Genomic DNA, 11,491 nt, shown 5'->3' on the forward strand with positions numbered 1-11,491 from the left:
TTCAGGCAAATTATTTAAAGAGGAACAGAACCATGAGCAAAGTGCTGATTATTGGTGCAGGTGGCGTAGGCCGGGTGGTGGTTCACAAATGCGCTCAGGCCAAAGAGGTCTTTACCGGAATCACCCTGGCGTCCCGGACCAAGTCCAAATGCGACGCCATCGCTGCGGAGATTCCCCACTTTCCCATCAAGACCGCCCAGGTCGATGCGGACAATGTCCCCGAGCTGGTGGCTCTGATCAAGCAGGAGCAGCCCCAACTGGTGCTCAACGTGGCTTTGCCCTACCAGGACCTGACCATCATGGATGCCTGCCTGGAAACGGGGGTCGATTACCTCGACACCGCCAACTACGAGCCTCTCGATACTGCTAAGTTCGAATACAGCTGGCAGTGGGCCTACCACGAGCGGTTCAAGGAAAAAGGTCTGATGGCTTTGCTCGGCAGCGGCTTCGACCCCGGTGTAACCAACGTCTATACCGCCCTGGCGGCCAAGAAGTACCTCGACGAGATCCACGAGATCGACATCATCGACGCCAACGCCGGCGATCACGGCCAGGCCTTTGCCACCAATTTTAACCCGGAGATCAACATCCGTGAGGTGACCGCTCCTTGCCGTCACTGGGAAGAGGGTCAGTGGATCGAAACGCCGCCGCTGAGCACCAAGCACAGCTTTGATTTTCCTGAAGGCATCGGACCAATGAACATCTACCGCATGTACCACGAGGAGATGGAGTCTCTGGTCAAGCATATCCCGACCATTAAAAAGGCGCAGTTCTGGATGACCTTCTCCGACAACTACCTCAAGCATCTGGAGGTCTTGCAGAACATAGGCATGACCCGCATCGACGAGGTCGAATACCAGGGCCAGAAGATCGTCCCGCTGCAGTTTCTGAAAGCGGTGCTGCCCGACCCCGGCAGCCTGGGAGCCCTAACCAAGGGCCGCACCTGCATCGGCGTTATCGCTCGCGGCATCAAAGATGGAAAACGCAAACAGGTATATGTTTACAATATCTGCGACCATGAAGCCTGCTACCAGGAGGTCAACTCCCAGGCCATCAGCTATACTACCGGCGTCCCGGCCGCCGTCGGCGCCATGATGATGCTCACCGGCAAATGGCGCGGCGACGGGGTGTTCAACATGGAACAGTTCGACCCCGAGTTGTTCCTGGAAACCCTTGCCCCCATGGGCCTGCAGACCCAGGTCATCGACGGCGGCGACTGGCCGGAACTGTAATGGTTTGAGAGTAGAAAAAAACTAAATCATTATCACGCGCGTTCGCTTCGCTCACTAAAGCCGCAAAGACCGCAAAGAAGGGCAAAACCTGTCTTCTTGGCGTCTTTGCGGCTTGAGCGACTGCAAGGAGCGGGCGTGAGATGGCTTTAAGGCCCAGGGGCAAGTTTTTTTTGAGGCAATAAAATGACCGGCATCGACATCCCGAAAATCCTGGAACTGGCCCCCTCCCCGGCCTACGTCATCGATCTCGGCCGCCTGCGCCACAACCTGGCCATCCTTGACCAGGTACAGCAACGCAGCGGCGCCAAGATCCTGCTGGCCATGAAAGCCTTTGCCCTGTGGCCGCTATTTCCGCTGATCGGCGAAACGCTCCACGGGGTCTGTGCCAGTTCCCCCTGGGAGGCCCGTCTCGGCCGCGAAGAATTTGGTCGTGAAGTACACAGTTTTGCCGCCGCTTTCAAAGAAGCGGACATTGTCGAACTGCTTGGTATCTCCAACCACCTGGTATTTAACTCCTTTAACCAGCTGGAGCGGTTTCGCCCCCTGTGGCAGAAAGAACAGGGGCGGGTTTCAGTGGGACTGCGCATCAATCCTGAGCATTCGGAAGGGCATACGCCCCTTTACGATCCCTGCGCACCCGGTTCCCGACTGGGTATTCGCCGGGCTGAGTTCAATAATCAATCCCTTGACGGAGTCGAAGGGCTGCATTTTCATACTCTGTGCGAGCACCTGTTTGATCCGCTTGCCCGCACGGCCAAGGTTGTTGAAGATCAGTTCGGCGAATTTCTGCCGCAAATGAAATGGCTCAACTTCGGCGGCGGTCATCATATCACCCGCGAGGGCTATGACATCGATGGCTTGGTAGAGTTAATCCGCTATTTTCAGGAAAAATACAAAGTACAAGTCTATCTCGAGCCTGGCGAGGCGATCGCCATCGGTACCGGCCTGCTGGTCAGCGAAGTGCTGGATGTGGTACATAATCAGCTCGATACTGCTATTTTGGATGTTTCAGCCACTTGTCATATGCCGGATGTACTGGAGATGCCCTACCGACCGGACATTCACAACGGATTCGATGCCGGCGAAAAGGCCTGCAGCTATCGCCTCGGCGGGCCATCGTGCCTGGCCGGCGACGTGATCGGCGACTGGTCTTTCGAACAGCCCCTGTCCCCTGGAGACCGATTGGCATTTCTGGACATGGCCCACTACACCATGGTCAAGACCACCACCTTTAACGGCATTCAGCACCCGGCAATCTGCACCTTTGAGCCGGAAAACGGGGAGCTGAAGGTGCTGCGCCGATTCGATTATGAGGATTTCAAACGACGGCTTGCTTAGAAGTTTACATCCGAAAAACTCTCTCACCGCAGAGTGCGCAGAGGACGCAGAGAAAAAAAGAAACAGAAAAACCTGAAATTTTGATTTCAGACCTTTCGATTTTCCTCTGTACTCTCTGCGCACTCTGCGGTAAATGCTTTTTGCCTTAAGCAGGAAACTGATAAACGTTCGAAACGTCTAACAACCATCCGAATTGGTGATGTCTATGAAACGCTGGTCGATTAAGAGCTCTGCAAAAATCTACAATCTGCCCAACTGGGGAGAAGACTTCTTCTCCATCAACAAGAAGGGCCATATCTGCGTTCATCCCTCACCGAGTTCCAAGTATTCTATCGACTTGCGGTCTCTGGTCGACGACCTTATCAAGCGCAACATTCAGCCGCCGATCCTGCTGCGATTCATGGACGTACTGCAGGGGCGCATCGCCGCAATCAACCGGGCCTTTAAAAGCGCGATTGCCGAGTACGACTATCCGGCCCAATACCAGACCTTTTTCCCCATCAAGGTCAACCAGCAGCGCCAGGTGGTCGAGGCCATTGCGCACTTCGGCAAAAAGCACAACATGGGCCTGGAAGTCGGCTCCAAGCCGGAGTTGGTAGCGGCTATTTTCTTCGCAACCGGGGAGAAACTGCCGATCATCTGCAACGGCTACAAGGACAACGATTTCATCGAGATGGTCCTGCATGCGACGCGCATCGGTTACGACATAACCATCGTGGTAGAAAAGCTCTTTGAGCTGGAAAAGATCCTGGCCCTTTCGAAGAAGGCCGGCATCATTCCCAAGCTCGGCATTCGGGTCAAGCTTTCCTCCCGCGGTACCGGCAAATGGGCCACCTCCGGCGGTGACGATGCCAAATTCGGCCTGAAGATCTCCGAACTGCTGGCAGCGGTGGAGATCCTGCGGGAGCATGATTTGCTCGATACTGTGAAGCTGCTGCATTTCCATATCGGCAGCCAGATCACCAAGATCGACAAGATCAAGAACGCTTTGATCGAAGGCAGCCGTATCTATGTCGAGATGCGCAAGATGGGAGTCGGTCTTGAGTTTCTCGATATCGGTGGCGGCATGGGAGTCGACTACGACGGTTCCAAATCGAGCGATTTTTCCAGCGCCAATTACACCATCGAGGAATACGCCAACGACGTCGTCTACCAGGTAAAGAATATCTGTGACGAAGCCGGTGTAGTCTGCCCGAACATCATTTCTGAATCGGGACGGGCCACAGTGGCCCACTATTCGGTACTGGTCACCAACATCCTTAACACCAACACCCAGAATGCCCTCCCCGATTTTGACGAAATCCTCGAAGGGGCCGAAAAGCTGTCACCAACGGTGGAAAAACTGGTCGGCATTTACAAGAGTCTCGACCGCCACTCCCTGCGGGTCGATTATCACGATACGGTGCAGTTGATTCAGGAGGCGGTGAGCCTGTTCAACCTCGGTTACCTGAATCTACACGACCGGGCCCTGGCCGAATGGCTGTGCAGTAAAATCTTCATCAAAATCAACGGCATCGTGGAACGTCTTAAAACCGTCCCCGATGAGCTGTTGGAATTTCAGCAGAGCCTGCGACAGACCTATTTCGCCAATTTTTCACTGTTTCAGTCACTGCCCGATTCCTGGGCCATCGACCAGCTGTTTCCCATCGTGCCGATTCAGCGCCTGAACGAGAAGCCGGAGATCATGGCCTCCATCGCCGACATCACCTGCGATTCGGACGGCGAGATCACCAGCTTTGTCGGTGAGCAAGGCCGCACCGAGCATCTGCCCATCCACAAGATCGAAGCGGACGAAGACTACTACATCGGCTTCTTTCTGATCGGTGCCTATCAGGAGATTCTCGGAGACATGCACAACCTGTTCGGCGACACCAACGCCGTCCATGTCAGCTTTAACCGTAAGACCAACTATAAGATCGACACAGTGATCAACGGCGATGCCACCTGGGAAAGCCTCAAATACGTGCAGTACAAAGGACCTGAGATCCTCAAACACGTCCGCGATACCCTTGAAAAGGGCGTTGCCTCGGGCAAGATCAGTTTTGAAGAGACCAGTCAGTTTCTGGCCCTGCTGGATAAGTCGCTGGTTTCCTACACTTATCTTGGCGAATAGTCTCCCTGCAAAAGATCTAACTTTTTAAATAAAAGAGGCGGGATCCTGCAGGAATCCGCCTCTTTTATTGTTTTACCCATTAGTGGACCAACCCTTAACGGTAGGTTTCCCGTAGATAGATCACGTTCGGACGCCCCCTGAAAATACCAAAGGTGGCCCGTCCCTTTGGATCGTCATCGTGGCTACCGTCGCCGTCCCAGTCGAAGCGCAGCCAGTCGAGGGAACTTAAATCAACGGTCACGTCGATAAAGCCATCATCGCCCGGAGCGCTGAACCTCAGGTTGGCGTCGCCGACCAGCAGGGGGCTTAGCAACGAGGCACTGCTGCTGCCGGTGCCGACTGCAATGGGGATATTGGCTGTCACCTGAGTGACACCGTTATTCAGGCTCAGCTGCGTTAGATCCAAGCTGGTGCAGTTATCGTCGCTATTGAGAACAAAGGCGGTTCCGTTGTAATATTCGGCCCTGAGAGGCATGGCCAGATCGAGCAATTCCGAGCCGTAGGCATTATTTAAAATCAAACGCCCCCATCGCATCTCCTTGCCATTATCGAAGCTGATGCCATTGCCAGCCGATGCTTCTCCAAAGCGCACCGGGTTGCTGGTGGCGGCAATAGCATCCCCGTCAACAACGTTAATTTCCAGGCTGATATCGGCATCGTAAGGTGCCATGAAAGCCCCCCGGTCCATCCTCAAACCACTACCGGCGCTGAAAGTCAATAACCCCACACCACCACCGAGCTCGGTCACCGACGGGTCGCCCGCAGGCACTTGAGAGACATCGATACTGCCAGTGGCGGCATCATAACTCTTACCGCTTAACGTACCAGAAGACAGTTTCCACCAGTCACCGGCATAGTTCTGCGTGACTCCATTTTGCAGATTCTGAGCCGTAACGGTAATCACCGGGGCCATTACATAATCAAAGGACTGACCTAGATAGGTAAAGCCGCCGCTATTACAGGCGGTGCCAAACTGCGGGGTATTGGGGCTGGCCAAAAAATGATGGGGGGTGAAACGCCCCACAGGGTCGCTGTTGCCGGTGACATCAAGATCACTGCCAAGGTAGTTAAGCACCTCGGCACCGATAGTGACCGTACCTACTTCACTGTAACTGATGTCATCAACCAGTGCTAGACCACTGCTATAATCAACAGCGCTCAGTGGCCCACCGGTGAGAGTGCCAAGAATACCTGTAGCTGGAGTAAATGGCGCCATAGCCGTCAGAGTGGTGTCTGCAGAGAAATTTTCCGTTACCGTCCCGTCACTGCACACTCCGGCCACTTCGACAAAGAAATCTTCTCCTGCCGCCCAGAAAGGGGCGCCGCTAAAGCTGTTGTTGTCCAAGGGCGTAGTGCCGTCGGTGGTGGCGGCAACCCGCAACCGCTCCGGTGCAACGATGAAACTATCGCTGCCGGTCATAACCAATCCTGCTTCATCACCGCTGCCGGCAAAATAGGCCGACAGGTTTAACCGTCCGGCATCATCGTAACGGATATCCAAGCTACTTTCGGCTTGACTGTCAAAGACCAGATCAACAGGGGTACCGGGGGATGCCCCGTTGATGGTGCTTCCATTTATCTGCAGGGCCTGCGTGCCGCTGGCCGGCTGCTGGTAATCGGACCAGAAATTCACTTGGCGGGTGGTATTGGCAAAGCTGTAATCGCCAATGCAATGCTCGCCGGTGGCGTCAGCCCGCACCGCAGCGATGGTGATATCCGCTTCGGTGGTACAAGCCGTGTGATCGGGCACCTCAAACAGGAAGCCGGCTTCATGGAAAACCAGATCGCAACTTGCGCTGCCCCCACTGTTAACGCATTGTTGCGATTGGGCCGCTGAAGGATTGCCGGTCGCTGCAAGAGTCACGGAACCCGGCGTGGTATGGCGCAGGCGGAATACACCGCTGCCGCCGTTGAGGGTCTGCACATCGCCGCCTACCCAACCGGACGGCGACAGGGTGATGGTAACCGGGTCGGTATAGAGGCTGTTGCAATCCGCATCGGTGCAAGCGCGTACCGTCACCGCCTCGGCGGCACAGGTCAACGCCGAACCGTCGTGGATGATCTCAAAATGATCGATGGTCGTTCCACAGAAAATCTCCGCCCGCAGGCTGCCGTCCAGATTGCGCCCCTGGCTCTGCAATTGGTAGAGGCTATCAATTTGAGTCTGGTCGAGGACCTCGTCGAAAACAATAAATTCATCCAACGGTGCCCGAAAGCCCTCTTCCCCGCCGGATATTTCAAAGGAAGTACCGAGGTAATGCAGGTTGCCCTGCGCCTGCAGAGGGACCTGATCCCGGTAACTGCCGTCGACATACAACAAAGTCGTTCCCCCCTGCCCCAACAGCACCAGATGATGCCAACCATCGGCCAAGGTGCCGAAGCGAAAACTACCGGTGGCAATACTGGAATTGGCCCATCCCCCCCAACGGTAGTTGTTTCGGCTGTCGAGCCATAATAGATCGTGGCCACCGCCGGCCATAGCTCCTAACACATGGTAACGGGAACCATCTACATTGGTGAAAGGCATGCGGAACCAGGTGCTCACCGACCAATCGCCGTTCATGGGCACATCGTTGCCGGTGATAAAAGATTCGGTGGACTGGTCCAGTTCCGCTGCGCGGCCGACCTTTCCGCTTGCTTCGCTGGCCACTCCCCCTTGGGCAACAGCAGCGTGACTACCTTGGGTGTCCACCGCCAGAGCACCGGCGGCGGTATAATTGCATTCATCAAAACGCCATTCCGCCAAAGGAGCAGGCAGCGCACAGGGGTCGGCCTGGTTCATCAGATCGCTGATCTGACTGGTAGACAAGGCACCGGAATAGACCCGCACCTCATCAATAGCGCCATAAAACCGCCGGCCGGACATCTCCCCTCCACCGGTAGCCTTATCGCTACCAATATAGAAGGGATCGCTATTTAGCGGCAGGCTGGCGCTGAAGGGCCGACTGGCGACTTGGCTGCCGTTTAGATAAATCCGCATTTGCCCGGCGGCCCGGGAATAAACAAAGGCAACGTGCTGCCAGACTCCCGGTTGTATCAGGCCGGCAGAGGTTGTAAGGCTGCCACTTCCCCACCACCACATAATGGAACCGTTACTTTGAACGTGGAATTCGTAGTTGGTATCTTTGGAGAGAAAGCTGTACAAGTTGTCATGCCCGGCCACGCTCAGGCTGTCTGGGTGAACCCAGGCCATAACCGTCAGTTCATCGGCAATATCGAAATCGTCGTTGTCAGGCACCTGCAGAAAACCGCTGCCGGCCAAATACACACCATCGCAGACCTTGGCCCGGCCATAGGTCACCGTCCCCTGGCTGGTGCCGGTGTGGCCGTTGCCGCTGCTGTCGGTGACATCGCCTTCCAAGGCGTAGTAGGCGACCAGTTCGATCGGCCCGGACTGGTCGTCATTGTCATAACCCTCAGTAGGCTCGCCGTTGGCCCCCGGACTCCCCAGCTCCACCCAAGGGCCCTTCCCATCAGGGTCGCGGTAAATCCCCTTGGGACTGGAGTGCAGTTGACCCGTTGCGGTGGGATACTTAAAGCTCAAACAATTCGTTGATTGCGCATGATAATCGTTAACCGAAAGGTAATCGACCGCCTGGCCACCCTGATCCCGCAATACAATATCCATCCCGCCATTTTTTTGCAGATTAACGTCCGCACTGTTGACATTGACCCTAATCCAATCTGGATAGATCTCTTGATATAGGATCTCCCCGAAGGAAAGAGAGTAATCGTGGCACCCAGCATTATTATTTTTTGCGCAAAGGCGGAGCGACCAGTTCTCATAAACCGATGAATCCAGGGGCTCCAACAGCCGCACTTCCACCCACGTTTCACTCCCCAGATCATAGATCTCGTTAATGGTCGCCTTATTGACGTAATCAGAACAATCGTCGGCCTGAGCGGGCTGTACCAGGAGACAACACCATACCAATAAGTACGAAGTGAAAAGCCGTATCAGCACTTTGTCGAAATTATCCATGATCCCTCAATAAGGCGAACAGGCTCAAGGTAGGACATCAGTCACCCGGGCGGTCAGTTGCCGAGATATATAATGGGCATCACCATAACTGCCCCATTCGGCCAACGAGCTTATGCGGAACACGGTGAAGCTCCGCCCCCCCTCGTTAAAGGCAGTCGATTCACAGGTAACAGTCACAGTGTATCCGTCTACCTGGAAACTGCCGCTGACGCAAACGCCGCTGTTCAGGTCCCGGTTAATACCCCACTCCAGGCCGCTGCGCGCTGCATGATAAGCTCGCGCCCCCTGCAGAGCCATGACCGTGGTGCGACTCTGTACCCCGGCGGTGAGCACCATGTAACCACCAATGGCAGACAGAACCACCAGAATAAAAATCGCCGTCACCAGCGACATGCCGCCCTGATTACGCAGTGCTCGCATGCCGTTCATGGCGCATTCTCCACATGAATTTGGTGCAGCAGAGTCACCGATTCGCCATCTTCGGTGATCTGCAACCGCAGAGTCACCAACCCGGCGCGCTGAGCGGTGCCGGGCTGATAGGTAAAGTTGCATTGGCTGACGTTGTTGGCCATGAGGGCGGGGGTGCCGCCGGGAGTGTTTGATTGGATTGCCGAAATGCCGTAGCCGGTATAGCGGGTCAGGGTGCCGGCCCCAGTGTCACAAATATAGCTGACCGGCTGGTCAACGATAAAAAACCGTTGAAAGGGGGAGGAACGGGGAAATTGAAAGGGCGGATCAAGGATGACCGAATTGACTGTACTGCCGGCCCCGACTCCGGCACGATTGTCACCGAAATAAGCGTTACCGTTAGTGCCGGCGCCAGAGAGATTATAGACCACAATACTCTGGCCAGGGGTGGGGGCCGTGTCGAGATCGCCCAGCGCTTCGAAATCTGTGTCGAAACCGGTAAAGTCGAGCGTGTTTCCTGGCCCATAAGCCCGGTAGCGACCGCCGTCTACGGTATGCAGCAGTTCCAAAGCGGTACCAGCACCATTGATGCGCACGCTGTTGGGCAGCGCCTGACGAACATCACGCTGCATACGACGCAGTGCAGTCTCCGCGCTGTCGACCAGTCTGGCGCGGCGCGAAAGATCGAGAAAACCCTGAATCGGTTGGACGATGAACATGCCGCCGAGAGCCGCCAGGATGCCGGTCACCACCAGCACAACCACCAGTTCCACCAGGGTGAAACCGCAGGACGTTCTATGGTGTGAAAGCGAATACCGCATGGGGCCTCATTATGGCTGCAGGTAAACAGGTTGAAAACCGCAAACTTTTAATCGTCGACTGCCTTCAATTTATTGACCTGTGTAGCGATTCTTAATAGCTGGTCCGGTAACCGCTCAAGCTCATATTGATACCGGTCGAATGCCTGACGGTGACAGTGATTTTTTTGCTATTGGTGTCACCGATACCGTTCAGGGCAGTGCTGGCGACCGTCACATCGACCGTATAATTATGCAAGCCGTTGATAGCGGTATCGGTCTGATCCCGCGCTCCGTTGTCACTCAGGCCGTTATAGTCATCGACATCGTCAAACAACGCCCGAGTGCTTTCGGTGTCAATACCGTCGGGATCGGCAAAAGGTTTCAGGAGAATTTCTTCCAGGTACGACTCAGCGATGGCCAGCGCCTGATGTTGCAGCATGGGATCGGCGCTGTGAGTTACGGTGTAGTTGATGGCCAGCAACACCCCGCCGAGAGCGATACTCACCACCACAATAGAGATAATCAGTTCGATCAGGGTAAACCCCCGACTTTTACGCAAACGGGAAGATATCATCATGACGCATCCACATAGCCGCTTTCACCGACAATAGTGAAGGAACGACCATCGATAGTTACCGTCACCCCGCCGGGAGTGGCGCGACCAAGAGCATCAAATATTATGCTGAGAGAACTGGGGGAAAGGGTAGTTCCAGACGGCGCCGAACCGGCAAAAGCACCGCTGCCTGCTGGCTGAGACACAGTCCGATTAAAAGCGCTACTATGATCAACACAGGACTGCCGCTGATGCAGAGCATAACTGCCACTGGTAATACTCAACCGCACATCGCAGCCGCTGGCGACCGCCAGCTTCTGAGCATAACGGGCCGCCCCCGCCACCTCGTCATAAAAGCCACGGCTCGTAAAATCGGTGGCATCGAAAAAACGCGGCAAAGCCACCGCCGACAGAATGCCGAGCAAAAGAATAACTGTCACCAATTCGACCAGGGTGAACCCGCGGTTATGGGAGTCAATACGATTCATTATTAACCGACAGCCCTGTTGAACATTGAGAAAAATCTATTCCATGCATAGAACCCGGAGATTCCGTCTCGCAAAGCAAGCTAAAACAGAGGCCCTTTCCTGGGAAAGGGCCTCTTACCAGTGCAAGGTAAACTTTAGGGAGCGGGGGGGATGACGATGGTAGCGATACCTACAAAAGTATCAGTCTCTAAGGAACCGTCCTGGATAACAGTACAGTCCGACGGGGTGCCCAAAACAAGAGGCCCTGGGGTGACAGTGTATCCATCCGGAACCCCACCATCCATCAAAGAGCCAATATCATCACAATTATCAACATCTTCGCCCTTGGCTCCGTTTGATGCAACAAAACCGGCATAATTGATAGCCATCGCCGAACCCATGGCACCAACCACGCCGGACAAAGCGGCTTCCTCGGCTTCTTCCCTTAAATCGATAAACTTCGGTACTGCAACAGCTGCAAGGATTCCCAACACCACAATAACCACCACTAACTCAATTAAAGTAAAACCATTCTGATTCTTCATTTGCTCTCTCCTTTGTTCTCCGAAATCTAGGTTGATAATACGAAGGTTGTCTC

Annotated in this window: 9 protein-coding genes; 3 read left to right on the forward strand and 6 right to left on the reverse strand. The window is 54.8% G+C overall.

Going from position 1 to position 11,491, the window contains the following annotated elements; translation table 11 throughout:
• The first annotated feature begins 32 nt into the window (after positions 1-32).
• The 3 genes from A7E78_RS08550 to speA all read left to right on the forward strand — a co-directional run bounded on the left by A7E78_RS08550 (position 33) and on the right by speA (position 4,683).
• Positions 33-1,232 carry a saccharopine dehydrogenase family protein gene (locus tag A7E78_RS08550; RefSeq protein WP_072283822.1) on the forward strand — a complete coding sequence of 400 codons (1,200 nt, stop codon included), beginning with the start codon at positions 33-35 and terminating at the stop codon, positions 1,230-1,232.
• 183 nt (positions 1,233-1,415) lie between these two features.
• Positions 1,416-2,570, forward strand: coding sequence for a carboxynorspermidine decarboxylase (nspC, locus tag A7E78_RS08555; RefSeq protein ID WP_072283823.1), 1,155 nt, complete (start codon positions 1,416-1,418; stop codon positions 2,568-2,570).
• 205 nt (positions 2,571-2,775) lie between these two features.
• Complete coding sequence (speA, locus tag A7E78_RS08560; protein ID WP_072283824.1) at positions 2,776-4,683, forward strand: biosynthetic arginine decarboxylase; 1,908 nt, start codon at positions 2,776-2,778, stop codon at positions 4,681-4,683.
• Between the two features lie 94 nt (positions 4,684-4,777).
• On the opposite strand, the gene A7E78_RS08565 is transcribed toward speA, so the two are convergent.
• From A7E78_RS08565 to A7E78_RS08590, 6 genes are all read right to left on the reverse strand, one after another.
• On the reverse strand, positions 4,778-8,665 hold the full coding sequence (locus tag A7E78_RS08565; RefSeq protein ID WP_072283825.1) for a LamG domain-containing protein: 3,888 nt from the start codon (positions 8,663-8,665) through the stop codon (positions 4,778-4,780).
• 24 nt (positions 8,666-8,689) lie between these two features.
• Positions 8,690-9,094 (reverse strand): pilus assembly protein MshP, encoded by a 405-nt coding sequence (locus A7E78_RS08570; RefSeq protein ID WP_072283826.1) that lies wholly within the window; start codon positions 9,092-9,094, stop codon positions 8,690-8,692.
• Positions 9,091-9,894 (reverse strand): prepilin-type N-terminal cleavage/methylation domain-containing protein, encoded by an 804-nt coding sequence (locus tag A7E78_RS08575; protein WP_072283827.1) that lies wholly within the window; start codon positions 9,892-9,894, stop codon positions 9,091-9,093. The genes A7E78_RS08570 and A7E78_RS08575 overlap by 4 nt, the downstream gene beginning before the upstream one ends.
• A 91-nt stretch (positions 9,895-9,985) precedes the next feature.
• Positions 9,986-10,450, reverse strand: a complete 465-nt coding sequence (locus A7E78_RS08580; RefSeq protein ID WP_072283828.1) for a type IV pilus modification PilV family protein — start codon at positions 10,448-10,450, stop codon at positions 9,986-9,988.
• Positions 10,447-10,914 (reverse strand): type II secretion system protein, encoded by a 468-nt coding sequence (locus A7E78_RS15395; protein WP_072283829.1) that lies wholly within the window; start codon positions 10,912-10,914, stop codon positions 10,447-10,449. Before A7E78_RS15395 ends, A7E78_RS08580 begins: the two co-directional genes overlap by 4 nt.
• A 134-nt stretch (positions 10,915-11,048) precedes the next feature.
• Entirely contained in the window at positions 11,049-11,438 is a 390-nt protein-coding gene (locus tag A7E78_RS08590; protein ID WP_072283830.1) for a prepilin-type N-terminal cleavage/methylation domain-containing protein, read from the reverse strand.
• Positions 11,439-11,491 lie beyond the last annotated feature (53 nt).

The sequence above is a fragment of the Syntrophotalea acetylenivorans genome (genome assembly GCF_001887775.1).
Classification (GTDB): domain Bacteria; phylum Desulfobacterota; class Desulfuromonadia; order Desulfuromonadales; family Syntrophotaleaceae; genus Syntrophotalea_A; species Syntrophotalea_A acetylenivorans.